The organism is Cognatundibacterium oligocarboniphilum (genome assembly GCF_013377855.1).
GTDB lineage: Bacteria > Pseudomonadota > Gammaproteobacteria > Burkholderiales > Burkholderiaceae_D > Undibacterium > Undibacterium oligocarboniphilum.
Window position 1 is genome coordinate 1 of sequence record NZ_JABXYJ010000027.1, and the last position, 1,540, is coordinate 1,540.

General features: G+C 52.5%; 2 protein-coding genes and 1 pseudogene. 1 reads left to right on the plus strand and 2 read right to left on the minus strand.

Annotated elements, in window-relative coordinates:
* Positions 1-1,163: RNA-guided endonuclease InsQ/TnpB family protein (locus HV832_RS17105; protein ID WP_399311546.1), on the minus strand; the 1,163-nt coding region annotated here is incomplete at its 3' end.
* A pseudogene (locus tag HV832_RS17450) lies at positions 1,149-1,231 on the minus strand (helix-turn-helix domain-containing protein); the annotation flags it as partial. The gene HV832_RS17105 and the pseudogene HV832_RS17450, both read right to left, overlap by 15 nt.
* A gap of 21 nt (positions 1,232-1,252) precedes the next feature.
* On the opposite strand from HV832_RS17450, the gene tnpA reads away from it, so the two are divergent.
* Positions 1,253-1,540: IS200/IS605 family transposase (tnpA, locus tag HV832_RS17110; protein ID WP_176805261.1), on the plus strand; the 288-nt coding region annotated here is incomplete at its 3' end.

Here is a 1,540-nt window from a genome sequence, read left to right on the forward strand (position 1 = left end):
AGGCAGGGGATTCCTACTGCCTCTACCCCGGAATGGGGTAGATAGCTTCGGTGAGTTCCTGTTGCTGACGACATTACCGCATCGTTCACTTGGCAGGCGAGCCGGGCATGTCCTGCCCTTAGAATATTGATGGCCGCATTGCGGTCTGCATTTTCCGCATACCCACATTCGACGCATTCAAACTTGGATTGTGACTTTCGATTCTCGGCGGATACATGGCCGCAAGCCGGACACGTCCGGCTGGTATTGCGCGGGTTGATGGCAAGTACATCACCACCAAGCCATGCCTGCTTATATTCCAACTGGCGGCGAAACTCGCCCCAGCCCTGATCGAGAATCGACTTATTGAGGCCGGACTTGGCTTTTACGCTTCGTCCAGGAGCCTCAACCGTGCCTGCTGCCGACTTGCTCATGTTCGTGACTTTCAAATCTTCGATAACTATCATCGCGTGGTTTTTGCTGATGATGGTTGAAGTCTTGTGGAGAAAGTCGTTCCGGGCATGAGCTACCCGCTGATGCAATCGTGATATTTTTTGCTTCTGTTTTTTCCAGTTGCTGCTGAATTTTATTTTGCGGCTCAAGCAACGCTGATATTTCGCCAGTTTTGCCGCGTTCTTGCGGAAGGCGTTGACCGGCTCAAACATCGTCCCATCCGAGAGCGTAGCGAACAGCGTAACGCCCGCATCGAGGCCAACAATGGACGTGGAAGGATGCACCGGCTGCACAACCTCGCGCACTGTCTGGATGCTCACATACCACTTGTCAGCGACACAGGACACGGTAATGTTTTTGATGACGCCTTCGACAGCGCGGCTCTTGCGGTAGCGTATCCAGCCCAGCTTGGGAAGCCGGATGCGGCTATTGCCTGCATCTAGTTCGCAGCCTTGCGGGAAACAGAAGCTGCTGCTGACGCCCTTCTTTTTGAAGGTCGGGAAGTCGGCACGTTTCTCGAAGAAGTTTTTGTAAGCGCGCACCAGGTCTTTGAGTACGACCTGATATAGCTGCGAGGGTGTTTCTTTGAGCCATAAGGTTTCCGGTTCTTTTTTCCAGACAGGAAGCCACTTGCACATTGCAAAATGATTGATGAACTTTTCGCCCGCTTCGTGATTGGCGATTTGCAGCGCTAGAGCCTTGTTCCAGACGTACCGGCATGAACCGGCGATGCGACGCAGGCGCGTTGCTGTTCGCCGTTTGGCTCAATCCGAAATTTGTAGGCTTGCAAGCGCATCATGTTTCAGATTATACTCGGTCTATGGAGAAAAACAACGAAATAAGACACGGCAGACATTGCGTTTTCAAGATGCACGTTCACTTGGTCTTTGTGACCAAATATCGCCGTGGCGTGTTCACCAAGGAAGTGATTGATGACCTGCGGGGCATCTTCGCTGGTGTCTGCACCGACCTTGAGGCAGAACTGATGGAATTTGATGGTGAGCATGACCATGTGCATCTCCTGGTGAACTATCCGCCCAAGCTGGCGGTATCCGTGCTGGTAAACAGCCTCAAAGGTGTGTCCAGCCGGATGATTCGCAAAAAGAAC